This window comes from Kutzneria sp. CA-103260, from assembly GCF_018263855.1.
Lineage (GTDB): Bacteria > Actinomycetota > Actinomycetes > Mycobacteriales > Pseudonocardiaceae > Kutzneria.
Genome location: NZ_CP073318.1, coordinates 3,988,569 through 4,012,124 on the forward strand (window position 1 = coordinate 3,988,569; position 23,556 = coordinate 4,012,124).

A 23,556-nucleotide genomic window follows, 5' to 3' on the forward strand; every position below is an offset into this window, starting at 1 on the left:
GGCCCGCATGGATGATCTTCATGAGCTCGGCGGACGGGCGGTCGTGCTGGGCGCCGGCGGAGTCGTCGGCACGGCATGGATGGCCGGGCTCGTCGCCGGGCTTCGTGACCACGGTGTGAATCTCGCCGAGGCCGACCTGGTCGTGGGCACCTCGGCCGGCGCGATCATCGGCGCGATGCTGGCCACCGGCCAGGAGTTGGGCCCGCTCGCCACACCGCCCGACACCAGGCACGCCCCGCCTGCGCCGAACCCGGACCGCCTCGGCGAGGTGTTTGCCGTGTTGGGTGATCCCACCCTGGATCCGAACACGGCCCGCCGTCAGGTCGGCTGCCTCGCCGCGGCCGCCGGAATGGCCGAACCGGCTCAGCTCGCCCGGGTGGAAGCACTGATCACCGCGCGGGAGTGGCCGGAACGTCGTCTGCTGATCACCACGGTCGACACCGAAACCGGACAACGCCACACGTGGGACCGCGCCAGCGGTGTGCCGCTCGTGCCCGCCGTGGCGTCGAGCATGGCTTTCCCCGTCGCGTCCCCGCCCATCACCGTCAACGGCCGCCGCTACATGGACGGCGGACTGTGGTCGGGCACCAACGCCGATCTCGCCGCCGGCGCCAGCACACTGGTCGTCATCGAGCCGCTGGCCCATCTGTTTCCCCGCGAACCGCTGCGCCAGGAACTCGCTGCCGTCGCGGCGGATGCCCTGGCTGTGATCAACCCGGATCCGTCGGCGGTGGCCGCGTTCGGATCCGATCTGTACCAGCGGGCGGCCTGGCAGCCGGCCTATCACGCCGGGACCCGGCAGGCCGTGGAACTCGCACCACGCCTGCACGCCACCTGGCACTCCGGCCACACGGTCGAGGCGGGTCGCGCCTAACTACCTGACGGAGTAACCCAGTTGGCCCATGACCTCGCGGAGTTCCTGGCGGGCGGCGGCCGAGTCGCCGGTGGTGACGGCCTTGACGAGGAGGCCGCGCAGGGACCACAGCAAGGCGTGAGCGCGGGCACGGGCGGCGGGTTCGGGGAGGCCTTCGCGGACGCCGAGGGTGGTGAAGACGGTGGTCCAGTCGTCGAGGGTGTCGAGGAATTCCCGGTAGGTGTCGGGGTCCTGCACGGCGAGGCCGAGCACATAGAAGAAGGCGGCGTTGTGGGGGCTGTCGGCCTGGTCCAGGAACATCTGGTCGAGCAACTGGAGACCGTCCTGGTAGGCGGCCTTGGTGCTGAGCGAGAGGAGCCGTTGCTGCTGCTCGCGGCGGATCTGGCTGAGCAGGGCGGCCAGCAGGCCGTCGCGGGAGCCGAAGTGGTAGATGAGCATGCGGTGGCTGGTGCCCAGAGCCTCGGCCAGCTTGCGCAGGGTGAGGTCGCTGAGCCGGCCGCGCTGGTCGAGCAGCTGCCGGGCGCCGTGCAGGAGCTTGTCGCGCGGGGTGGGGTCCTCAGGCGCGGTCATCGAGCCAGGTGCGGGCGGCGAGGACCAGCGCCTCGACGCCGGTGCTGAGGGTGGGTTCGATGACCGGGGCGAACTCCGGGGAGTGGTTGCTGGGCAACGAGTCGGCCGACTCGAAGCCGCCCCAGAACCAGAACACGGTCGGCACGCCGGCCACCTCGCCGTAGACGCCGACGTCCTCGCTGGCGGCCTGGCGGGGCATCCGCGTCACCCGCTGCTCGCCGAAGTGCCGGACGAAGGTGGCCATGGTGGTCTCGGTGGCGTCGGCGTCGTTGACGAGGACCGGGGTGCTCACAGTCCAGTCGAACTCGGGGTCGCGCTCGGCCCCGCCGGCGGCGGCCTCGGCGCGGACGATGCGTTCGATCGCGCCGCGCACGACATCCCGGGTCTCGGCGGAGTAGGTCCGCATGCTGATCCCGAGCTCGGCGGTGTCGGGGATGATGTTGTCCTTGGCTCCCGCCTGCAGGCGGCCGACCGTGACCGCGGCGGTGTCGGCCGGCGCGACCTCGCGGGCGACGATCCCCTGCAGCCGGGTGACGACGTTGGCCGCCATCAGCACCGGGTCGATGGTCTTCTCCGGCATCGACCCGTGGCCGCCGCGACCGTGCAAGGTCACCTGGACCGCGTCCATGGCGGACAGCATCGGACCGGTGCCGTAGCCGATGACACCGGCCGGCAGAGACGTGACGTGTTGGCCCAGCACGATATTCGGCTTCGGAAACCGTTCGAACAGCCCGTCCTCGACCATGGCGCGGGCCCCGCGCGCCAGCTCCTCGGCCGGCTGGAACACCACCAGCAGCGTGCCCGACCAGGCATCCTTGGCGTCGGCCAGCTGTGCGGCCGCGCCCACCAGGCAGGTGGCGTGCATGTCGTGGCCGCAGGCGTGCATCACCGGCACGTCGTTGCCGGCGAGATCGGTCCCACGGGCGGTGCTCGCGTACGACAGGCCGGTCTTCTCCTGCACCGGCAACGCATCGATGTCGGCCCGCAGCATCACGACCGGGCCGTCCCCGTTGCGCAGCAGGCCGACCACGCCGTGGCCGCCGACGCCGGTGGTCACCTCGAAGCCGAGCGGCCGCAGCTCCTCGGCCAGCACCCGGGCCGTTCGGGACTCCTGGAGCGACAGCTCGGGGTTGCGGTGCAGGTCCTGGTAGAGCTCGGTCAGGTCGGCCACGAAGGTCACTGTACCATTGGTACACCGGGAGCGGCGGTGGAACCACGGGGCACAAGCGCGGGGACCTGGGCGGCGTGCGAGGCGGCCTCCCGGTGGTTCATGACGTCGAAGAGGGTCTGCGCGACGTCCGCGCCGAACGCGAAGATGTCGTGCTGCATGGCCGACAGGGTGGGTCGGGTCAGTCGGCACAGCTCCGAGTCGTCCCAGGCCAACAGCGACAGATCACCCGGCACGGACAGCCCGAACTCGGCGGCCACGCCGAGCGCGGTGACCGCCATGATGTCGTTGTCGAAGACGATGGCGGTGGGTCGCTCGGCGGCCAGCAGCAGCGACCGGCAGGCCCGGGCCCCCTGGTCGGCGGAGAAGTCGGCGACGATGGTCTGGGCTTGCAGACCCAGGTCCCGGGCGGCATTGGCGAACGCCTCGGTGCGAATGGCGCTGTGCCCCAACTCGGCCGGGCCGCTGACCCTGGCGATGCGCCGATGCCCGATCGCCGCCAGGTAACGGACGGCCTCGTTCATGGCGGTCGCGTCGTCGGTCCACACCGACGTGAACGGGCCGGCCAGCGATGGGTGGCCGACCACGACAGCGGGCAGGCCGAGCGCGGACAGGGCCGGCACGCGGGGGTCGTCGGTCCGCAGGTCGACCAGGATGCTGCCGTTGACCCGGTTGGCGCCCCACCATTCCCGTTGCACGGCGATCTCCTGCTCCGGCTCGACCAGCCGGAGCAGGAGGGAGCACGAGTTGACGCTGAGCACGCTCTCGATGCCGGCGATGAACTCCATGTAGAACGGCTCCCGGCCGAGCAGCCGGGCCGGCCGCGCGATGGCCAGGCCAACGGAGTGGATGGCCCGGCCGGACAGCGACTGGGCCGCCTGGTTCGGGCTCCAGCCCAGCTCGCGGGCCACCCGCAGGATCCGGTCCCTCGTGGCGGCCGAGACCCCGGGTTTGCCGTGCACGGCCAGGGTGACGGCCGAGGGCGACACACCCGCGGCCTGGGCGACGTCCTTGATGGTGACCTTGTGTCCGCTGCCTGCCGCCTTCACGAATCCCATACTAAACCGTTTGAGTTCACCAGGTGTAGGTGACGGTGCTCCCAGGCGTGGCCGAGGCGATACCGGGCAGGTCCGAGGTCGGGGTTGCCCGGCAAGGGCAACCCCGACCCGCCGGGCTCCGCGCCGGGGCCGTCGCCACACCCGGCCGGCCCCGGGCCCATCAGCCGGGCAGGTGCCAGACCTGCCAGGCGTTGCCGTTGGCGTCCCAGACCTGCAACCGGGTACCGTCCGTTGTGGACCCACCCGGGTCATCGAGCACCCGGCCGGACTGCGGGTTCATCAGGCGACCGTCGGACTGGGCCACCCACTGCTGAGCGCCAGAACCGTTGCAGTCCCAGAGCTGGATCTTCGTGCCATTGGCTGTGCCCTGACCGGTCACGTCCATGCACTTACCGAAAGCCTGCAACGTCCCGTCGCCCGGCGCGGTCCAGGCTTGGGCACTGGATCCGTTGCACGTGTAGAGCTGCACCGCGGTGCCATTGGCCGTCTGGGAACCGGCCACATCGACACACTTCCCGCCGACACCGGTGATCGGCCCACCACTGGGTGGCGGATTCGTGCCACCAGTGGGGATGTGGACGCCGCCGCGGGTCAGCACCCGTGAGTCGTAGTAGCCGGCCTTGACCGATGCCGTGGAGTTGTAGCTCGGGTTGGTCAGATAGTCGGCCCACACGTTCCAGTAGACCCACTTGGGCTGCGACGAAAGCTGGGCCGGCTGCGGGACGCTGCCGACCTCGGCCAGGGCCATGGGCTTGCTGCCGGCGATGTTCTGCATCGCGTTGTACCAGTCGGTGGACGGGAACTTGTTCACCCAGACATCCAGGCCGACAACGTCGACGTAACTGTTGCCGGGGTAGTAGCTCGCGGCGTTGCCCGCGCCGCCGGAGACGTCCTTGAGCGCCCACACCCAGATGATGTTGTCGAGGCCTTTGGACGTCAGGTAGTCGTGGGTGATCTGGAACAGCCGGGCGCTCCCGTTGGCACCGGGTCGGCCGCCCCACCAGGCCCAGCCCTCGTTCATCTCGTGCTGGGGTCGGAACAGCACCGGAATGCCGGCGTCCTTGAGCTGCTGGAAGTACGGCACGAACTGGTCGAGCTTGCGCTTGTAGTCGTTGTTCAGGGTGGTGCCGTTGGTGATCAGCTGGCTCCATTCGGAGTCGGACAGCTTGCTGCCCTGGACCGGGTTGGAGCCGCCGGTGAAGTCACAGGTCGCGACGTCGGGCCGGCAGGCGTGCATCATCAGGCCGGGCAACGAGCCGCTGGCCCACTCCGCCCTGGCCTCGTTGATCACGGTCGGCCGGTTGTCGATGTCGTTCTGGCTGAAGCCGAAGTCGCCGTTCCAGATGGCCGGGTAGTCGCCGGTGATGTCGTGCACCTTGCGCACCCACTGGGCTGGATCGCTGTTGGCGCCGCCCTGTTGCCCGGACAGCACGTGGTTTCCGGTCAGGCTCTTGAGGTAGGCGATCTCGTCGGTCGCGGTGACGCCGGCCGGTCCGGGCGGAGCCGCGGCGGCGGTCGCGGCGGGTAGCAGGGTGCCGATGGCCAGCGCCGCCGCCACAACCCTCATGGGCAGGGACATGAGAGAGTCCTTTCTTGTCGTGATCAGGCAGGCAGGTGCCAGAGCTGCCAGGCGTTGCCGTTGGCGTCCCAGATTTGCAACTGGGTTCCGTCCGTTGTGGACCCACCGGGCACATCGAGGACACGACCGGACTGCGGGTTCTTCAGGCGGCCGTCGGACTGCGCCACCCACTGCTGAGCGCCAGAACCGTTGCAGTCCCACAACTGGATCTTCGTGCCGTTGGCCGTGCCCTGACCGGTGACATCCATGCACTTGCCCAGGGCGCGCAGGGAGCCATCACCGGGCACGGTCCAGGACTGCGCGCTGCTGCCGTTGCAGGTGTAGAGCTGCACCGCGGTGCCGTTGGCGGTCTGGGAACCGGCCACATCGACACACTTCCCGCCGACACCAGTGATCTGCCCGCCGCCGGGCGTGCCCCCGCCGGCCGGAATGGTGAACTGGCCCTGGCTGAGCACCCGTGCGGAACTGAACGTGGCCTGGAGGCCGCCGGGGCTGTTGGCTGAGGTCAGGTAATCGGACCAGATCATGAACCAGGTCCAGTTGGGCTGCGCGGCCAACTGGGACGGCGAGGGCACGGTGCCGACCTCGGCCAGCGAGACGGGCTTGCCGTGGGAGACGTTCACGATGGCCTGATACCAGTCGCTGGTGGGGAACCCGTGGTCCCACGGGTCGAGGCTGGCCACGTCGACGTAGTTGTCGCCCGGGTAGAAGCCGGCGGCGCCGGCGGAACCGTTGTTGGCGTCGGTGTCCTTGACGTTCCAGACCCAGACGATGTTGGTCAGGCCCTTGGACAGCAGGTAGTCGTGGGTGATCTGGAACAGCTTGGCGCTGCCGTTCGCGCCGGGCCGGCCGCCCCACCAGGCCCAGCCCTCGTTCATCTCGTGCAGCGGCCGGAACAACACCGGGACACCGGCGTCCTTGAGCTGCTGGAAGTACGGCACCGCGGTGTCGAGCTTGGCCTTGTAGTCGTTGTTCAGGGTGGTGCCGTTGGTGATCAGCTGGCTCCACTCCGAGTCGGACAGCCGGCTGCCGTTGACGCCGCCGTCGAACTGGCAGGTGGCCACGTCGGGCCGGCACATGTGCCAGGTCAGGTTGACCAGGGAGCCGTTGGCCCACTCGGTCCTGGCCTGGCTGACCATGGTCTGCCGGTTGGCGATGTCCGTCGAGGTGAAGCCGAGCTCGCCGCCCCACAGGCCCGGCCACTTGCCGGTGATGGCGTGCGCCTGGGCGGTGTACTGGGACGGGTTGCTCAGCGGCTCCTTGTTGTGCACGCCGCTGACCGTATGGTTGCCGGTGATCTGGCGCAGGAAGGCGATCACGTTGTCCCGTGTGGACGGTCCGGTGGCGAACGCCGGCGCCGCGGACAGGGCCACGGCCAACAACGCCGCCGCCCCGAGTTTCAGTGGTTTCATGCGAACCTTTCCTGTGCGTTCGATCCGACAGAACGAAGCACGGCCGGGAGGGCGGCGGGGTTGGGGTTCGGCCAGTCGTGCACCTGGAACGTCACCTGCTCGCCGGGGAGCAGGGTGACCAGTCCGAGGTCGGTGTGCGCGCCCGGATCCAGGCGGTCGGCCTGGAGCAGCAGGTCGCGCACGAGAGTGTGCGCGGTGACGGTGACTGAGTTCGATGTGGACAGTTCGATCCGGAGATCGGGCTTGGGATAGTCGAATTCGGTGTCGGTGGCGGCGAAGTGCAGGGCTCGCAGCCCGTCCCCGTCGGCGACCCAGAACTGCCGGCGCGGATCGTCGATCCGTCCCGGCAACTGGACCAGGGTCACGCCGCGCGGCGCCACCTGGGCAGTGGTGTGTTCCCGGGCCAACACTGTGCCGTCGGCGTCGACCAGGCGGAGCTCGATCGGGCAGATCCACGGCGCGGCACTCTGGTTGACCGCCACCAGCACGAGTTCGTCGTCGCGGGTCTGGAAGGTCAGCAGCCGGTCCGCGTACAGGCGTTTGAGCTCGTGGTACAGCGGTTTCTCCCGGCCGTCGCCGTCGATGGCAGCCCACGACACCGACGGCCAGCAGTCGTTGAGCTGCCAGAGGATCGTGCCGGCGCAACGGGGCCAGTGCGAACGCCAGTGCTCGACTCCAGTGGCGATGGCCCGGGCCTGGTTGACCTGGGTCAGGTAGTGCCAGGTGTCGAAGTCCTCCGGTGGCGGGAAATGCGCCGCCAGGCCCCGCTCCAGCTTGCCGTTGCCGTCCTCGGCCTTCTGGTGCAGCAGCATGCCCGGCGAGTCCGGCCGCAGCGGGTCGTCGCCGACGGCTCGGCGCAGCGTGGCGTAGGCCGGCGGGGCCTGCCAGCCGAACTCGGCCACGAACCGTGGCACGTCCTCCAGGTAGCCGACGTAGTCACGGCGGTTCCACACCTCCCAGGAGTGCGCGGTGCCGTGGTCGGGATCGTTCGGATGCCAACGCCACGAGCCCGACCAGGGACTTCCGGCCCAGTACGGCCGGCTCGGGTCGAGCTCGGCGACAACACGGGGCAGCAGGCCCAGGTAGTAGCCCTCGCCCCACGCCGCGTCGGCCAACTCCTCCTTCCAGCCCCAGTCGACGAAGCCCCACAGGTTCTCGTTGTTCCCGTTCCACAGCACCAGTGACGGGTGCGGCATCAGCCGGACGACGTTCTCCCGCGCCTCGGCCTCGATCTCCGAGCGCAGCGGCTCGTCCTCCGGGTAGGCGGCGCAGGCGAACAGAAAGTCCTGCCACACCATAAGTCCCAGCTCGTCGCACGCGGTGTAGAAGTCCTCGTCCTCATAGATCCCGCCGCCCCACACCCGGATCAGGTCGACTCCAACCGCCGCAGCCTGCTCCAGACGTCGCCGATACCGGGACGCCGTGATCCGGCTGGGGAAGACGTCGTCCGGGATCCAGTTCACGCCGCGGGCGAAGACGCGCGTGCCGTTGACGACCAGGGTGAAGCCGCTGCCGTGTTCATCGGCGCTGGTGTCGAGCTCGATGTGGCGGAACCCGATGCGGCGGGTCCAGAGGTCCAGTGTCTGCCCGTCGGCCGCCAGCAACACCCGGCAGTCGTACAGGGCCTGCTCGCCGTATCCTCGCGGCCACCACAGTTCGACGTCGGGAACGGTGATCTCCAGGAGCACCGAGTCCTGTCCCTGCGGGAGGTCGACGTGCGCCTCCTCCCCCGCGATCATCACCGTCGCTCGCAAGGTTCTCTCCGCACCGCTGTCGGCGCGCTCGACCTTGAGGTGCAGTGCGACATGACCGTCCGCCGACACGACGGGCCGCACCTCGGCCAGCCGGGCGGTGGACCAGTGCTCCAGGCGGACCTCGCGCCAGATACCGGCGGTGACCAGCGTCGGACCCCAGTCCCAGCCGAAGTTGCAGGCCATCTTGCGGATGAAGTTGAACGGCTCGGGGTAGGAGTTCGGGCGGTCCCCCAACAGTGTGCGCAGGCGGTCCGCCTCGACATAGGCGGACGTGAACCGGACGTCAAGCGGCTGGCCCACCAGATCGGTGACGTTGTAGCGGTAGGACCGGTGCATGTTCCGGCTCCAGCCCAACGGCTGGCCACCGACGGTGACGCTCGCGACCGTGTCCAGGCCGTCGAACACAAGATCGGTCCGCTCATGGCCGTGGCTTTCCGCCGGCAGCCGCGTGCCGTAGTGCCAGTCACCGCGTCCCACCCAGGCGACGGCGAGTTCGTTGCGGTCCAGCAAGGGATCCGGAATGAGCCCGGCCGCCAGGAGATCGGTGTGCACGCAGCCCGGCACGTCGGCGGCGATGCCGGCGTCCAGCAGCTCCGCCGGGGCCTGCGGCGGCAGATGGCGCGAGCCGTCCAGCCGCAGCGTCCAGTCGCGGTCGAGCGGGGTGTGGACCTTCATCGTTGTCCTCTCACTTGACGGCGCCGGCCGACAGTCCGTTGTAGACGAATCGCTGCAAGGCCAGGAACACGACCAGGCTGGGGATGATCACCAGCGCGGCGCCGGCCGAGATGACCTCCCAGTGCGCCCCGTACGGCCCCTTGAACCGGAACAGCGACGTGGAGATCGTGCCGAGGCTGTCGTCGGGCAGGTAGAGGAACGGGATGTAGAAGTCGTTGTAGATCGCGACCCCCTTGATGATCACGACGGTGGCGACGGCCGGCCGCAGCAGCGGCAGGATGATCCGCCAGTAGATGGTGAACGACCTCGCCCCGTCCAACCGGGCCGCCTCGTCCAGCGCGACCGGGATCGACCGGACGAACTGGAGGAAGATGTAGATGGAGACGATGTCGGTGCCGAGGTAGAGCAGGATCGGGGCCCAGCGGGTGTCCACCGCGCCGAGGCCGTTGACGATCTGGTAGGTGGCGACCTGCGTGGTCACGCTCGGCACCAGCGAGGCGATCAGGAACAGCCCCAGCACCAGCCGCTTGAACCGGAACTGGAACCGGTCGACGGCGTAGGCGGTCATCGATCCGATCAGCACCGTGCCGGTCACCGAGAGCACCAGGATGAACGAGGTGTTCCACAGCGCCCGCAGCATGTGCCCGTCGGTGAACGCGACCACGTAGTTGTGCAGGTTGAACCAGTCGTCCGGAGCGGCCAGCGGGCTCGCGCCGGCCATCTCCGTGCTGGTGCGCAACGAGGTCAGCAGGATCGCCGCCAGCGGCACCAGGACCACCGCGCAACCCAGCACCAAGGACAGGTACTTCGCCGCCTTGGTCACGACGCCCCCTCCGGGAACAGCCGGCGCTGCGCCCAGGTGACGGCCAGCACGATCAACAACAGCACCACGGCCGCCGCCGAGGCCAGGCCGGTCTTGTCGAAGTTGAAGGCCAGCTTGATGGTCTGGATCACGAAGGTCTCGCTGTTGTTCGAGCCGCCGGTCATGATGAACGGGATCTCGAACACCGCCAGCGAGCCGGAGACCGCCAGGATCGCGCTGAGACTGATGATCGGCCGGATGCTGGGCGCGATGATGTGCCGGAACTGCTGCCAGCGGCTGGCGCCGTCCAAAGCGGACGCCTCGTACAGGTCGGGCGGGATGGACTGGATGGCTCCGATGAACAGCACCATGTTCAGGCCCATGAAGCGCCACACCGACACCCCGGCCAGCGACCAGTTGACCAGATCCGGGTTGCCCAGCCACAACTGCGGTCCGACGCCGAACCAGTGCAGCACGGTGTCGAGCGTGCCGCCGGGCTGGAAGAAGTACAGGAACACGAAGCCGACGGCGACGCCGTTGATCAGGTACGGGAAGAACAGGATGCCCTTGAACAGGTTGCGGAACCGGGTGTTGAAGCTGAGCACCGTGGCGAAGTACAGGGCCACGCCGATCTGCACCACCGAGCCGGCGAGGTAGCACAGGCTGACCGTGAACACCTGGAACAGCTCGGGCCGGGTGAACAGGTCGACGTAGTTGCCCAGGCCGACAAAGTCGCTGACCGGGCTGAGGCCGTCCCAGTCCGTGAAGCTGTAGGAGATCATGTCGGCCACCGGCAGGTAGGTGAAGGTCACCAACAACGCCAGCGGAACCAGCAGGTACAGCCACGGAGTGAACCACTGGGGACCGATGCGGCTCGCGGTTCGCGGTGGGCTCATCCGACCGTGCCCTTGGCCTTGGACCACTTGGTGTTCAGGTCGTTGAGCACACTGGTCAGGTCGCCGGCGGCGGCCCCGCGGGCCACGTCGACGATGTGTTGCGGGTAGTCCTGGGCGTTGAGGCCGATCTCGGACGCCTTGTCGATCTCGTCCACCTGCGAGGTCTTGGCGTTGGTCAGCTGGACGAACTTCACGCCCCTGTCCTGGAACGGGGTCAGCTCCGACGGCAGCGGCGTGCCCTTGACCGAGGAGATCGACAGCGCCGCCTGGGCGTCACCGGACTTCGTGATGTACCAGTCCAACCAGGCCCGGGCTGCCGCCTTGTTCGGCGAGTGGATGTTGACCGCGTACTGGTAGTCCGGGCGGACCACGGTGCAGAAGTGGCCGTCCTTCTGGGTAGGGAAGGGCATGAACCCGATGTCGTCGGGGTCGGCGCCGGCGGTCTTCGCGGCCGCCCGCATCTGCACCACGGCCCAGGAACCCAGCCACATCGTCGCCACCTTGCCGGTGGCGATCAGGTTCTTGGAGTTCTCCCAGTTGGTGGTGTTGGGATCGGCCTCGGACAGCTTGTCGTGCACGATGTCGTACAGCAGCGTGTCGGTGGTGTTGAGGTCCTGGCCGGCCGCCCAGGGCTGGTCGGTGTCGGCCAGCTTGTCGTTGGCCGCCGGGTCGCAGCTGGGGGAACCGAGGACGTTGCCCCAGTTGGTCAGCGGCCAGCCGTCGTGGTAGTTGGTGTAGTACGGGGTCGCGCCGGTTTTCGCCCTGATCGCCTGGAGGTCGTCCAGGAACTGGCGCGGCGTGGTCGGCCAGTCGGTGACGCCGGCCTGCCGCCACACGGCCTTGTTGTAGACGAAGCCGTTGGCCGTGCCGATGTTGGCGATGCCGTAGACCTGTCCGTTCACGGTGGCGTGGTCGGTGAAGTCATAGGTCCTGGACAGGTCGGCGGCTGAGCCGAGGGAGGCGAAGAACGTCGGATACTGCTTGAGCGGCACCGAGTTCGGGATGGACAGCACGTCGCCGTAGTTCGCGCTGTTCATCCGGATCTTGACGTCGCCCTCGTAGTCGGTGAGGCCCTGGAACTTCACCGTCACGTGCGGGTAGCTCTGGTTGAACCGCTTGGCATAGCCGTCCAGGGTGCCGTCCTGCACCTGGTCGGTGCGGTTGGTGAGCACGGTGATCGTGCCGGAGACCTGCGACGGGTCGGTCGGCGACGGCGCCGCCTGCGACGAGCCGCCGCCGCTGCCGCCGCATGCGGCCAGTGACAGGGCCAGCGCGGCTCCGGTGGCCGCAGCCAGTGTTCTCCGCATGCCGAACCACTTCCTCTGGTTGGGGTTCCCGGCGGTCCCGAACGGTCAGGCCGCCGGCATGGGGTGCTGCTGGAAGAACTGCCACATCAGGGTGTTGGCGCTGACCTCCCGGGTGGTCGTGCCGTTGCCGGCCGACTCGTACGGCGAGCCCGGCCAGGTGTGGCCGCCGTCGGACACCGAGTACAGCTGGACGTCGGCGCCGCCGCGGCAGTTGGTGTACTTCGTCAGCGAGACGTGTGTGGTGACCTGGCTGGTGTTGGGGCCGGCCGTGCAGCTGTTGAGGGTGGCCCAGCGCTGTTGGGCCACCGGCACCGAATACCGCCAGGCCGTGCCGTCACCGCCGCCGTAATACGGGTTGGTGTTGTCCTGCTGGCCATGGAAGGCGATCACCGGCACCGCCCGCGACGGCTGGCAGCTGGCCGGATCGGGGCGGCTGGTGTCCTGCGGATCGGGCCGCCCGGCCCGAATCCCGGCGACCGGCGCGATGGCGGCGATCTTGTCGGCCAGCATGCAGCCCAGCGCCGAGGTCATCCGGCCGCCGCCGGAGTAGCCCGTCGCGTACACCCTCGCCGGATCGACGCAGGCCCCGGCGGTCAGGGTGTCGATCACCTGCCGGATGAAGCCGACGTCGTCCCGGGTGCCGCTCGGCGTCACGTAGGGCACGTTCCAGATGTAGCCGCTGCCGCTGGGCACGACGCCCGTGGGCGCGGCGACGATGAAGCCGTCGGCGTCGGCGGTCGCGGCCATCGCCGTGTAGTTCAGTTGGCTCGCGCCGGTGCCGGAGCTGCCGTGGAGGTTCAGCACCATGGGCAGCTTCGCGTTTGTCCTATGTGGAATATGGACTAGTACCTGATACGTCTTGCCGGCGAAGGAGACCGGGGTGTTGTACTCGCCCTCGCCTAGGCTGGGCGTGCAGGATCCCGGTGTTCCTGACGGGAGGGTCCAGACCTGCCACGGGTTGGTGTTGGTGTCCCAGATCTGGAGCCGGGTGCCGTCGGCGGTGGCGCCGCCGGGGGCGTCGAGGTCGCGGCCCGACTGTGGGTTGCGCAGGTGCCCGTTGGCCTGCGGGATCCACTGCTGCGCGCCGGAGCCGTTGCAGTCCCAGAGCTGGATCTTCGTGCCGTTCGCGGTGCCCTGGCCGGTCACGTCCAGACACTTGCCCAGCGCCCGGACAGTGTTGTCGGCCTCGATCGTCCACGACTGAGCCGCTGTACCGTTACAGCTGTGCAGCTGGACGGCGGTGCCGTTGACGGTCTGCGCATTGGCGACGTCGATGCACTTCCCGCCGATGCCCGTGATCTCACCGGCCGTAGCGGCGGAAGCCGCCGGGGCGGAGAGGATGGCGAGGCCCAGCAGGCCGGTGGCGGCCAAGACGGTGACCGCGAGGCGATGGCGCGCAGCGGGTTTGCGGGCTGGAAGCACTCGGATTTCCTTCCAGGGCAGGGGTTCGGGCGTCAGATGGGCAGGGGCCAGCAGCGCTCGGCGACCGTCCGGGAAGGGCACCGGGGCGACGGTGCCGTGTCCGCCTGTCGCGAGTACTAGAACGTTTTATAGAGGACGTGGCAGTGGTCCGTCTACGGTGCGGGGGCACGTGAAGGGGTTTTGTCCGGCGCTTGTCCACCCAGGGGTGGCACGTCCGCCGGGTCCGGTCTGTGGGGCGGCCTGAGGGGCGGCCTTCGCGACGCCGCCGGCCCAGCGGCTCAAATAGGGAAAGTCGACGGCGGCTTGGCGTGAAGACAGTGATTGGGCGAGATGGTTCCACGGAGGATTTTCAGGGATTTCTGGGTTGATCCCGGGTGGATTTTGCGTGGAGCCTCTGGGCGATGGCATCGAGACAAAGAAGCGGGCAGGCTGCGCCTGCCTCGATCGCCGACAGCTTATGCCATCGCCCCCCTCCACGCAAAATCCACCCTCAAGCTGAGAGTGAAGGACTTTTGGCTTTACAAGATCGGACTTGGCGACCGGTTGTGCGATTATGGATGAAACTCGGATTCACCCGTTAGTGATTCGAGTTTGGTCTTTGATAGGCGTATTCTGGAGGCATGAAAGAACTCACCCAGGAGCTCGAATCCATGGAGCCCTCGGGGGCCATTGTGGATCTGCTTCTGGGTGCGGATGCCGCTGCCCTCACCGAGGAGCAGAAGCTCACCGCGCTCGTCCTGGCTCACCGGGCTATCGCGTCTCTGCACCACGTCCGGCTCAGCCTCTTGCGTGAGGTCGAGGACACCGCCGAGATCGCCATGGCCATTCACGAGCCGGAACAGTCGGTGGTGCACCAGAAGCACCGCAGCGCAATGCTCGACCGGCTACCTCGGATGGCGGAGCTGCTGCGACGCGGCGAGATCGACCTGCGGCGAATGGAGACCGTGGACGATCGAGTGGTCCACCTGGCCAAGCCCGAACTGGTCGCTCAGGTTGAGGATGCCCTGGTCGATCTCGCCCCAGGCTTGACCCGAACCCAGTTGGCCCGCCGCACCACCAAAGCCGTCGCCGAAGCCGACCCTCTCGGCTACGACCAGCGCCGCCTGAAGGCCCGCGAGGACCGGCGGGTGGAGTTCACTCCGCTGCCCGATGGTATGACCCAGCTCAGCATCATCCTGCCGGCCATCGACGCCCGCCAGGCCTACGACCTCCTGACTCAGGATGCCCGGGCCCTGGTCAAGGACGACCGCACCACCGACCAGAAGCGAGCGGATGCCTTCCTGGACCGCTTCCTGGGCTACGGCGTGGACCGCAAGGTCAAGGTGCACGTCACCATCTCGCTGGAAACCTTGATGGGCCTGACCGAGGACCCCGGTCTCCTGGACGGCTACGGCCCGATCGCCGCCGACTCCGCCCGCGAACTGGCCATGCACGCCCCCTGGCGCGGCCTGCTCCTCGACCAGTACCGCCGGGCCTCCGAACTGAGCACCGACACCTACCGCCCCACCACCCGCATCAAGGAATTCGCCGAACTCAACGCAGGTGGAGTCTGCTCCGCCCCCGGCTGCACCACCCCCATCCAAGAACTCGACCACACCACCCCCTGGCCACAAGGCGACACCAACGCCACCCAACTCAAGGGCTACTGCGCCCATCACCACCACCTCAAACACGGCAACCACACAGTCACCCTGGATTCCGACAACACCCTCCATTGGATCACCCCACTGGGCCGCCACTACACCACCCACCCCCACCAATACTGACCACCCGCCCCACCTGTTCTTTGACCACTCCACAGCGAAACCAGCCCAGCCCACTCAAGAACCCACAAGAACTCGAATCGGAGGGTGGATTTTGCGCGGAGGGGGGCGATGGCATACGCTGATCCGCGAATCGAGGCAGGCGGAGCCTGCCCGATGACGCCTCGATACGCCATCGCCCAGAGGCTCCGCGCAAAATCCACCCGGAGCCACCCAAAATCCCCACCCAAAACCCTCACACCATATCCACGACAACTGCGCGGCGCGGGCACACGCCCCACATACTCACCGCATCCCCTCCCACCACCCCACAATCACCCGAGCAACCTCCTCCGAGTACCGGTTCATGATCGTGAAGTGATCCCCCGGCACCGTCACCTCGTCAATCGTGAACGGCCAGTCCCGCCGCCACTCCTCGTCCCGCAACGGCTCCTCCCCAGCCGGCGTCCGTGGCGGCTCCGTCGCCTTGACCAGCAACGCCGGCACGCCAAGCGCCTGCGGCCGCCACGTGTCGAGGTACATCTCGGTGTACAACGCCGACGCGGTGATCTTCTCGAACGAGTAGTTCTCGATCCCGAGGAATTCCTGGTACTGCAACCGAATGAACTCGGCCATCCGCGGCGACAGGTTGTCCCCGGCGTACGGGTCGACCATCACGACCCCCTCCGGCAACGACGCCCCGTCCCGGCTCAGCCGCTCACGGTCGCTTCCTCACCGCACCCCAGGCGGTCGCGTTCGGTTAGCCTCGTGAGAACCGTGCACGGTCTCGGATAGGGAGCCGATGAGCCTTCGCCAGTACGAGTACGCCCTGGCCGTCGCCGAGGAGGGCTCCGTGACAGCGGCGGCGGAACGGCTGCACGTCGCTCAACCGTCGATGTCGCAGCAGATCCGCAGCCTGGAGCGGGAGCTCGGGGTGACGCTGTTCGCCCGCACGCCGACCGGGCTGGTGCCGACCGTGGTCGGCCGCGCCTTCCTGCGGGAGGCGGAGGTCGCGGTGAAGGCGTCGCGGCGGGCGTGGGCGACGGCGCGGGCCGGCGTCGACGAGTTGGTGGGCGAGCTGACGGTCGCCGTGCAGATGGGCTTCGGCACGCGGCAGCTGCCGGGCTCGTTGGGCGCGCTGCGTAGGCGTTTCCCGCGGCTGGAGGTCACTGTCTCCGAGGAGCCGAGTTCCGCCGAGTTGGAGCGGCTGTGTCGCCGAGGCGTGCTGGATCTTGCGCTGATGCCGACGTGCAAGCGGACCCCGGAGCACGCCCACCACCTCGGTGCCGAGGAGTTCGTCGTGGTGCTGGGTGCGGGGCACCGGCTGCTGGCCGCGGACCGGGTCGAGCTGCGGGAGCTGGAACGGGAGCCGTGGGTGCGGTTCGACCGTGACAGCGCGCTCGACGCCGTGCTCCTGGAAGTGTTGCAGGGCAACGAGTTGGCCCCGGCCACAGCCGCCCGCGTGTCCCAGACGGCGACGGCCGTGCGTTGGGCCGCCGACGGGCTGGGGGTGACGCTCGTGCCGGCTTCCGTGGTGCCCGACGGCTACGAGCACCTCGTGCGCCCGGTGTCCCCGGCCGTGTCCCAGCCCGTCGTCGCCGTGCTCCGGCGCGACCCGGGGCCGGCCGAGACGGCCCTGCTCGAACTCCTGCGCGAGGAGAGCTGGAACAGGGCCTTCTCACCGGCGTCCTGACGTCAGCTTCGGGGGAACTCGCCGGCGTCCACGATCAGATTGCTCCCGGTCAGCCAGCCGGCCCGGTCGGACACGAGAAACGCCACCGCGTTGGCGATGTCCTCGGGCCGGCCGTCGCGCCCCAGCGGCGTGGTGGCGTTCGCGCCCGGCGTCGGGTCCACGCGCGCCCACTGCTCCCGCGTCTGCACGCCGCCGGGGGTGGTGACTCGGCCGGGAGACACGGTGTTGACCCGGATTCCGAATGGGGCCAATTCCAGGGCCAGCCCCCGGCTGTAGTTCTCCAACGCCGCCTTCGCCGCCGTGTAATGCAGGAACGGCGCCATCGGAGTGAGGACCGCAGCCGAGGAGATGTGCACGATCACTCCCTCACCCCGTTCACGCATTCCCGGGGCCAGCAGCGCGTCCAGCCGCACCGACGACAGGTAGTTCAGATCCAACGCCTCCTGCCACTCCTCGTCCGGGATGGCCGCCGTACCCTCGAACGGCTGCGCCCCGCCGGCGTTGTGCACCAGGATGTCCACCTGCATCGCCGCCTCGGCGATCGCCGCCACGCCGGCCCGGGTCCGCACGTCGGCCTGCACGAAGGCGGCCCCCTCCGGCACCGGGCCGACCGACCTCGCGGTCGTGAGCACCTCGGCGCCCGCGTCCAGCAGCTGACGCACGATGGCCGCGCCGATTCCGCGAGAACCACCCGTGACCAGGGCCCGCTTTCCCTTGAGCTCTCGCGCGTTCTCGATTGTGGTCATGCCGCCTCACTTTTCCGTCTGATTGACAAAATAAGCATTGGCCAGCGACGAGCGAGAAGCAAAGACGAAATTGCAGCGGACGGTATAGGGGATCCCTATGGCTGGGAATCGGCACGGTCGCGGCAGCCCTGTAGGCAGGCCGCTGGACGACGGCGTCCGGAAAGTTCGGCGGCTGTGTCGTAACGGCGTCGGCCCGTTCGACGTGTCTGTGTAAGGCCCCTGAACGAGAAGGAGCGTGCCGGCCATGGCCGACGAGAACGTGAACGCAGTCCTGACGATCGCCGTGCCCTCAGAACGGGTGTTCGCGGTGCTGGCCGACCCGACGACGCACGCGTCGATCGACGGCACGGGGTGGGTGCGGCAGGCCGTCGATCGGACGCCGTTGACCGGGGTTGGACAGCTCTTCCGGATGGACATGTACCACCCCAGTCGCCCGGTCGGCGACTACCGGGTGGTCAACCAGATCCAGACCATCGACCCGCCACGGACCATCGCCTGGCGGACCGGGCAGGAGCTGGCCGACGGCAGCCTGGAGTTCGGCGGCTGGATCTGGCGCTACGACCTGGCGTCGCTCGATCCGGCACGGACCGAGGTCACTCTCACCTACGACTGGTCGGGGGTGCCGCAGCACATCCGTGACCGCGGCATCCAGTTCCCGCCGTTCGGGCCCGACCATCTCGTCAACTCGTTGCGCCACTTGGCCGAGCTGACCCCCCGGGACTGAGACAGTCCACTGGGGACGATGCGCACCGGACATCTCCCAATGCCCGTCGGGGCTCTTGGCCAAACGCTCGTGGCCGAGGGCTCAGGACGGGGTCTCGGCCGACGCCGCGTCGATGACGTCGTCCAGCACCTGGCGGGAGCTGACCAACTCGGCGATCATGCGGTCGATGCGGTCACGTTCGGCGGTCAGCTCGGCGGCGAGTCGCGGAGTGGCGATCTCGGAGGGACCGCCGTCGGAGTCGCGCATGCACGGCAGCAGGCGGGCGATCTTCTTGCTGTGCAGGCCGGCGGCGAACAGCTCCTGGATCCGGATCACCCGATCCACCGCCCGCTCCGGATAGTCACGGTGGCCGCCGGCCGTGCGGTCGGCGGTGAGCAGGCCCTGCTGCTCGTAGTAGCGCAGGGACCGTTCGCTGACCCCGGTGCGCCGGGCGAGTTCGCCGATGCGCATCGCACCCCCACGGCTTGAACCTGACACTGATGTCAGATCGTACCGTCGAACCATGACGCCCTTCGACTACAGCCCGATCACCGAACGCTCGCCGATCACCTGGCCCGACGGCAAGAAGGTCGCGGTCTACGTCGGCCTCAACATCGAGTACTTCGTGCCCGGGCTGCCCTCCACCAGCATCTGGTCCGGCACCGCCGATCTGGTGCCGGACGCCCTCAACCACGGTTGGCGTGACTACGGCGCGCGGGTCGGCATCTGGCGGGTGATCGACAGCCTCGACCGGCACGGCCTGCGGGCCAGCGCACTGGTGAATTCCCTGGCCGTGCAGCACTATCCGCAGATCATCAAGGCCGGCACGGAGCGGAACTGGGCCTGGCTCGCCCACGGCCGCACCAACTCGGAGCTGCACACCGGTCTCTCCCGCGAGGAGGAAAGCCGTGTGCTGGCGGAGATAACCGACACGATCACCGACGGCACCGGGCAGCGTCCACGGGGCTGGATGGGCCCGGGGCTGACCGAGACCGCTCACACCCCCGAGCTACTGGCCGAGCTCGGTTACCGCTACCTGCTGGACTGGACCAACGACGACCAGCCCTATCCGCTGACCGTGCCGGGGATGATCAGCGTCCCGTACACCGTGGAGCTCAACGACCTGCTGCTGTTTCCCCGGGGTATCACCGGTCCGGAGTTCGTGCAGATGGTGCGGGACCAGTATGAACAACTACTCGCCGACTCCCGGCACAGCGGCCGGGTGCTGGCGCTGGCCCTGCACCCCTTCGTGATCGGCCAGGCCTTCCGGGCCAGGTACCTCGACCAGGCGCTGGAGTTCCTGGCCGCCCAGCCCGACGCCTGGCTCACCACCAGCGACGAGATCGCTGACCACTACCTCGGTCAGAAGCCCTAGTCCGTTCCGTTGCGCTGATCGAGTGATGCGCCTGGGTCGGGCCCGCCTCCGTCAGTAACCTGCTAGCAGCTACTAACTAACGCCTCCTGGCTCCCCCTGCAACCAAGGAGGAACATCAGCATGCCCTTCTCCCCCAGGCGGCGCGCCCTGGCCGCCGTCACGATCACCGTCATGGCCGCGACCATGGCGTGGATGGGGGTCGGCGCCGCGACGGCGGCGGCGCCGGCCCCCGGCACGATCACCGGCCAGCAGAGCGGCCGCTGCGTGGACGTGCAGTCCGGCGGCGTCGCCAACGGCACGGCGGTGCAGCTCTACGACTGCAACGGCACCGGCGCGCAACAGTGGCAGGCGGCCAACGGGACCATCACCAACCCGCAGTCCGGACGCTGCCTGGACGTCAGCGGCGGGTCGACCGCCAACGGGGCCCGGGTGCAGCTCTACGACTGCAACGGCACCGGGGCCCAGCAGTGGCAGGTCGCCAACGGCACGATCACCAACCCCCAGTCCGGCAAGTGCCTGGACGCCAACGGCAGCGTCAACGGCTCGTACCTGCAGCTCTGGTCCTGCGGCGGCACCGCGAACCAACAGTGGGCGGTCAACGGCGACAGCGGCGGCGGCACGGACATCTGGAGCCAGCTCAAGGCCGGCTGGAACCTGGGCAACTCCTTCGACGCCACCCCGACCGAGACCAGTTGGGGCAACCCGGCCACCACCAAGGCGATGATCGACCGGGTGGCCACCCGGTTCAACTTCCTGCGCATCCCGGTCACCTGGTATCCGCACCTGACCACCGGATCCCCGGGCTACACCGTCGACCCGGCCTTCCTGGCCCGCCTCAAGCAGGTGGTGGACTGGGCGATCGGCGACGGCATGTACGTCGACGTCAACATGCACCACGACGGCGGCGGCGACAGCTGGCTGATCCCCAGCGCCTCGCGGATGCCGCAGGTGGAGCCGGAGTTCAACGCCATCTGGCGGCAGGTCGCCGGCTACTTCAACGGCTACGACCAGCATCTGCTGTTCGAGGCGATGAACGAGCCGCAGGATGCCAACGGCGGCAACCGGTACGGCGGCGGCACCGCCGACAACTGGCCGGCGATCAACACGCTGAACCAGGACTTCGTCAACGACGTCCGGGCCACCGGCGGAGCCAACGCCACGCGGTGGCTGCTGGTGACGCCGTACGGGGCCAATGCCGGCGCCGGCGCGGACAATCTCCGCGTGCCCAACGACAGTCACGTCGCGGTGTCGGTGCACACCTACAATCCGTGGGCCTTCTGCTCGGCCACCGCGCCGAACTACCTGACGTGGGACGGCTCGATGAACTACCTGCCCGACGGCGACGTCAACCACGCCAACCAGTTGTTCACCAGCCGGGGCATCCACGTGGTGTGGACGGAGTTCGGCGCCACCGTGAAGCCGTACAACGGCGGGGACAACGCCGACCAGGTGGCCAACTACGAGACCCACATCGAGTCCTACGCCAAGCAGTTCGGACAGCGGACCATGGTGTGGGACAACGGTTCCCTGGGCGTGGGCGACGACCAGTTCGGCCTGCTCAACCGCAACGCCGCGACCTGGCAGCGTCCCTCCATTGTGGACCGTCTCGCGGCCGTCTATCCCTGACCGGCCCCGCCGATCCCGCCGGCCGCCCGGTGGGATCGGCGGGTAAGCTCGCACCGACCACCTGCGAAACGGAGGCCGATGGCCGCGTCCTACCGCCGGGACCAGCAGCGCCTGCCCGCCGCCGAGCGACGGCGTCAGATCCTGGAGATCACGGCCGCGGTCATCGCCGAGTGCGGCTTCTGGGGCCTGTCCATGCAGGACGTGGCCGACCGGTGTGGGCTGACCGTGCCCGGGGTGCTCCGCCACTTTGGTTCCAAGGCCGGGCTACTCGTCGCTGTCCTGGAGCATCGGGACGTCGAGGACGCGCGGTCGCTGCGCGTGCACCTGGGCGTGAGCGAGGCCGAAATGCCCGACGAGTGGTCCGAGGGCGGGCCGGCCGGCGTCGACCTGCGCCAGCTGTGCCTGGCCACCATGCGTCGCAACGCCACGCAGCCGGAGATCGTGCGCCTGTTCGCCGTGCTCAAGGCCGAATCGCTGACGCCGAGCCATCCCGCCCACGAGCACTTCGCCAACCGCCAGCGCAACGCGCTCGCCGCGTTCACGGCGCTGGCCGCCGAGGTCACCGACCGCCCGGAAACCCTGGCCCGCCAGATCATCGCGATGATGGACGGGTTGCAGGACCAGTGGCTGCGCACGCCCGAGGCCGTCGACCTGGTGCACGAGTGGGAGACCGCCGCGGCCCTGCTGTTCCCCTAGGCCCCTTCGCGCTCAGCGGCCGGGTCGGCCGGATTCAGCTTGTCCCGCAACGTCTCCGCCCACGGTGTGCCCATGGCCTCGTGGTGGCGCAGGGCATAACGCCATTGCTCGGCAGCCTCATCCAGGTCGCCCAGCTGGGCCAGGACATCGCCGACGCCGGCCAGGGCCTTGCCCAGCTCCAGCCGGCACTGGATCCGCTCGGCCAGCTCGACGGCGTTGCGATAGTGGGACATCGCGGCGGTGAGCTCGCCCCGTTCCCGGTGCACGGCACCGAGAATGTTCATCGCCTCGGCCTCGACGGCAGGGCGCTGAATGGTCCAGAGCAGTTCCAGCGCCCGCACCCCGTGCTCCAGGGCGTCGTCCAGCCGGCCCATACGACGGTCGGCGTCGGTCTGGCGCATCAGGACCATGGCCTCGCCGGCGCGGAAGCCGATGTCGCGGGTGGTGCGCATGGCGCGGGCGAGCACATCGGTGGCGGCGGCGTAGTCGCCCAGTTCCAGCTCGGCGGCGGCGATCGTCTCCATCGTGGTCACCATGTAGACGCCGTGGTTGAGCTGTTCGTGCAGAAGCAGGGCTGTACGGCCGACATCGCGAGCGACCCGGTCACGGCCCAGGGCCAGGTGCACCACGCACAAGGTGCTGAGCGCGACGCCCTCCTCGAAGAGGTTGCCGGTCTCCCGGTGGGCCACCAGCGCCCGTTCGAGATGGGACAACGCCTCGGTGTACCGGCCGACGCTCTGCGACAGCAGGCCGATCCGGCTCAGGCACACGGCTTCCGACTCGCGGTCGCCGGACGCCTCGGCGATCGACAGCGCCCGCCGCATGTTGGCGAACACCTCGCCGACCTTGCCCATCTGCCACTGCACGGAGGACAGCGCGCTGAGGTTCATCACCTCGATGGAGCGGTCCCCGCTGAGGGCGGCGGCCACCAGCGCCACGCGCAGCATGTCGACGTGGTTGTGCAGGCGGCCGCGGATCTGCAGGTAGCTGGCCATCGCGCGGGGCAGGTGGCTGCCGTGGTAGTCGAGCCCGTGCTCGGCGACCAGCGCGATGGCCGCGAACAGTGCGTCCTGCTCCTGATCGAACCTGGAGCAACAGGTGGGCGTCGAGCAGGTCCTCCAGGATCCGTCCGGTCAGGCCGAGGGGCATGTTCGCGATGGCGGCCGCCGCGTGCGCGCCGAAGTCCGTGCCCAAGGTCATGGCCAGATAGCGGAACAGCCGGCGGGTGCCGATCGGCAGCCGCTGGTAGGACATCTCGATCGTGGTCGACACGCTGCGATCGGCGGTGGCCAGCTCGTCCAGCCGGTCGTCCTCCTTGCGCAGCCGCCGCACCATGTCCTCGACAGTCCACATCGGACGGTTCTTGAGCCGGGCGGCGGCGATGCGCAGCGCCAGCGGCAGGTGCCCGCACACCTCGACCAGCTCACGGACCTCGGTGGCGGACTCGGTGACCTGGGC

At 68.9% G+C, this 23,556-nt stretch carries 21 protein-coding genes; 7 read left to right on the forward strand and 14 right to left on the reverse strand.

Going from position 1 to position 23,556, the window contains the following annotated elements:
- Nucleotides 1–7: 7 nt before the first annotated feature.
- The gene (locus tag JJ691_RS17060; protein WP_211769737.1) at nucleotides 8–874 is read left to right on the forward strand and encodes a patatin-like phospholipase family protein; all 867 of its coding nucleotides are present in this window, start codon (nucleotides 8–10) and stop codon (nucleotides 872–874) included.
- Here the strand turns inward: JJ691_RS17060 and JJ691_RS17065 are convergent, their stop codons facing one another.
- The 10 genes from JJ691_RS17065 to JJ691_RS17110 all read right to left on the reverse strand — a co-directional run bounded on the left by JJ691_RS17065 (nucleotide 875) and on the right by JJ691_RS17110 (nucleotide 13,598).
- Nucleotides 875–1,444, reverse strand: coding sequence for a TetR/AcrR family transcriptional regulator (locus tag JJ691_RS17065; protein WP_211769738.1), 570 nt, complete (start codon nucleotides 1,442–1,444; stop codon nucleotides 875–877).
- Complete coding sequence (locus JJ691_RS17070) at nucleotides 1,431–2,615, reverse strand: amidohydrolase (protein WP_249227987.1); 1,185 nt, start codon at nucleotides 2,613–2,615, stop codon at nucleotides 1,431–1,433. The genes JJ691_RS17065 and JJ691_RS17070 overlap by 14 nt, the downstream gene beginning before the upstream one ends.
- A gap of 5 nt (nucleotides 2,616–2,620) precedes the next feature.
- Nucleotides 2,621–3,661 carry a LacI family DNA-binding transcriptional regulator gene (locus JJ691_RS17075; protein ID WP_211769740.1) on the reverse strand — a complete coding sequence of 347 codons (1,041 nt, stop codon included), beginning with the start codon at nucleotides 3,659–3,661 and terminating at the stop codon, nucleotides 2,621–2,623.
- Nucleotides 3,662–3,830: 169 nt separating this feature from the next.
- A complete protein-coding gene (locus JJ691_RS52355; RefSeq protein ID WP_249227988.1) occupies nucleotides 3,831–5,249 on the reverse strand; it encodes a glycosyl hydrolase in 1,419 nt (472 codons plus the stop codon).
- Between the two features lie 23 nt (nucleotides 5,250–5,272).
- Nucleotides 5,273–6,661, reverse strand: coding sequence for a glycosyl hydrolase (locus tag JJ691_RS52360; protein ID WP_249227989.1), 1,389 nt, complete (start codon nucleotides 6,659–6,661; stop codon nucleotides 5,273–5,275).
- The gene (locus tag JJ691_RS17090; RefSeq protein ID WP_211769741.1) at nucleotides 6,658–9,090 is read right to left on the reverse strand and encodes a glycoside hydrolase family 2 protein; all 2,433 of its coding nucleotides are present in this window, start codon (nucleotides 9,088–9,090) and stop codon (nucleotides 6,658–6,660) included. Before JJ691_RS17090 ends, JJ691_RS52360 begins: the two co-directional genes overlap by 4 nt.
- 10 nt (nucleotides 9,091–9,100) lie before the next feature.
- Nucleotides 9,101–9,913: a carbohydrate ABC transporter permease gene (locus JJ691_RS17095; RefSeq protein WP_211769742.1), complete on the reverse strand. Its 813-nt coding sequence runs from the start codon at nucleotides 9,911–9,913 to the stop codon at nucleotides 9,101–9,103.
- Nucleotides 9,910–10,788: a carbohydrate ABC transporter permease gene (locus tag JJ691_RS17100; protein WP_211769743.1), complete on the reverse strand. Its 879-nt coding sequence runs from the start codon at nucleotides 10,786–10,788 to the stop codon at nucleotides 9,910–9,912. The genes JJ691_RS17095 and JJ691_RS17100 overlap by 4 nt, the downstream gene beginning before the upstream one ends.
- Entirely contained in the window at nucleotides 10,785–12,095 is a 1,311-nt protein-coding gene (locus JJ691_RS17105; RefSeq protein ID WP_211769744.1) for an ABC transporter substrate-binding protein, read from the reverse strand. Before JJ691_RS17105 ends, JJ691_RS17100 begins: the two co-directional genes overlap by 4 nt.
- Nucleotides 12,096–12,140: 45 nt before the next feature.
- Nucleotides 12,141–13,598, reverse strand: a complete 1,458-nt coding sequence (locus JJ691_RS17110; protein WP_211769745.1) for an extracellular catalytic domain type 1 short-chain-length polyhydroxyalkanoate depolymerase — start codon at nucleotides 13,596–13,598, stop codon at nucleotides 12,141–12,143.
- A 539-nt stretch (nucleotides 13,599–14,137) separates the two neighbouring features.
- On the opposite strand from JJ691_RS17110, the gene JJ691_RS17115 reads away from it, so the two are divergent.
- Complete coding sequence (locus JJ691_RS17115; protein WP_211769746.1) at nucleotides 14,138–15,283, forward strand: DUF222 domain-containing protein; 1,146 nt, start codon at nucleotides 14,138–14,140, stop codon at nucleotides 15,281–15,283.
- Between the two features lie 282 nt (nucleotides 15,284–15,565).
- Here the strand turns inward: JJ691_RS17115 and JJ691_RS17120 are convergent, their stop codons facing one another.
- The gene (locus JJ691_RS17120; protein ID WP_211769747.1) at nucleotides 15,566–15,934 is read right to left on the reverse strand and encodes a hypothetical protein; all 369 of its coding nucleotides are present in this window, start codon (nucleotides 15,932–15,934) and stop codon (nucleotides 15,566–15,568) included.
- 127 nt (nucleotides 15,935–16,061) lie between these two features.
- On the opposite strand from JJ691_RS17120, the gene JJ691_RS17125 reads away from it, so the two are divergent.
- A complete protein-coding gene (locus JJ691_RS17125; protein WP_211769748.1) occupies nucleotides 16,062–16,952 on the forward strand; it encodes a LysR family transcriptional regulator in 891 nt (296 codons plus the stop codon).
- 2 nt (nucleotides 16,953–16,954) lie between these two features.
- Here the strand turns inward: JJ691_RS17125 and JJ691_RS17130 are convergent, their stop codons facing one another.
- Complete coding sequence (locus JJ691_RS17130) at nucleotides 16,955–17,698, reverse strand: oxidoreductase (protein WP_211769749.1); 744 nt, start codon at nucleotides 17,696–17,698, stop codon at nucleotides 16,955–16,957.
- Between the two features lie 244 nt (nucleotides 17,699–17,942).
- Between JJ691_RS17130 and JJ691_RS17135 the strand changes: the two genes are divergently transcribed.
- The gene (locus JJ691_RS17135) at nucleotides 17,943–18,422 is read left to right on the forward strand and encodes an SRPBCC family protein (protein WP_211769750.1); all 480 of its coding nucleotides are present in this window, start codon (nucleotides 17,943–17,945) and stop codon (nucleotides 18,420–18,422) included.
- Between the two features lie 81 nt (nucleotides 18,423–18,503).
- On the opposite strand, the gene JJ691_RS17140 is transcribed toward JJ691_RS17135, so the two are convergent.
- Nucleotides 18,504–18,872, reverse strand: coding sequence for a MerR family transcriptional regulator (locus tag JJ691_RS17140; protein WP_211769751.1), 369 nt, complete (start codon nucleotides 18,870–18,872; stop codon nucleotides 18,504–18,506).
- Between the two features lie 52 nt (nucleotides 18,873–18,924).
- On the opposite strand from JJ691_RS17140, the gene JJ691_RS17145 reads away from it, so the two are divergent.
- From JJ691_RS17145 to JJ691_RS17155, 3 genes are all read left to right on the forward strand, one after another.
- Nucleotides 18,925–19,776: a polysaccharide deacetylase family protein gene (locus JJ691_RS17145; RefSeq protein WP_211769752.1), complete on the forward strand. Its 852-nt coding sequence runs from the start codon at nucleotides 18,925–18,927 to the stop codon at nucleotides 19,774–19,776.
- A 120-nt stretch (nucleotides 19,777–19,896) separates the two neighbouring features.
- A complete protein-coding gene (locus JJ691_RS17150; RefSeq protein WP_211769753.1) occupies nucleotides 19,897–21,402 on the forward strand; it encodes a glycoside hydrolase family 5 protein in 1,506 nt (501 codons plus the stop codon).
- 78 nt (nucleotides 21,403–21,480) lie between these two features.
- Entirely contained in the window at nucleotides 21,481–22,098 is a 618-nt protein-coding gene (locus JJ691_RS17155) for a TetR/AcrR family transcriptional regulator (RefSeq protein ID WP_211769754.1), read from the forward strand.
- On the opposite strand, the gene JJ691_RS17160 is transcribed toward JJ691_RS17155, so the two are convergent.
- Nucleotides 22,095–23,093 (reverse strand): tetratricopeptide repeat protein, encoded by a 999-nt coding sequence (locus JJ691_RS17160; RefSeq protein ID WP_211769755.1) that lies wholly within the window; start codon nucleotides 23,091–23,093, stop codon nucleotides 22,095–22,097. The two genes, JJ691_RS17155 and JJ691_RS17160, sit on opposite strands and share 4 nt — an antisense overlap.
- Nucleotides 23,094–23,556 lie beyond the last annotated feature (463 nt).